The sequence below is a fragment of the Tersicoccus phoenicis genome (assembly GCF_001968835.1).
In the GTDB taxonomy this organism is placed as follows: Bacteria; Actinomycetota; Actinomycetes; order Actinomycetales; family Micrococcaceae; genus Tersicoccus; species Tersicoccus phoenicis.
Map to the genome: position 1 here is coordinate 1 of NZ_MRDE01000123.1, position 303 is coordinate 303.

1 protein-coding gene is annotated in these 303 nt (G+C 69.0%); it reads left to right on the top strand.

Annotation, left to right across the window (positions count from 1 at the left end):
* Nucleotides 1–303: DDE-type integrase/transposase/recombinase (locus BKD30_RS15410; protein ID WP_143588239.1), on the top strand; the 303-nt coding region annotated here is incomplete at both ends.

A 303-nucleotide genomic window follows, 5' to 3' on the forward strand; every position in this document is an offset into this window, starting at 1 on the left:
GCAGGTCTGGGCCACGCTGCTGGACGAGGGCATCTACCTGTGCTCGCGATCCACGATGCACCGCATCCTGCGCGAGAACGCGATGGCCGGTGAGCGTCGCCGGCAGGCGGTCCACCCGCCCCGCGCCCGCCCGGAGCTGGTGGCCACGGCGCCGGGGCAGGTGTGGTCTTGGGACATCACCAAGCTCAAGGGCCCGGACCGGGGCGTGTACTACGACTTGTACGTGGTCCTGGACATCTTCTCCCGGTTCGTCGTCGCCTGGACCATCGCCGCACGAGAGGACGCCGAGATCGCCACGAACAT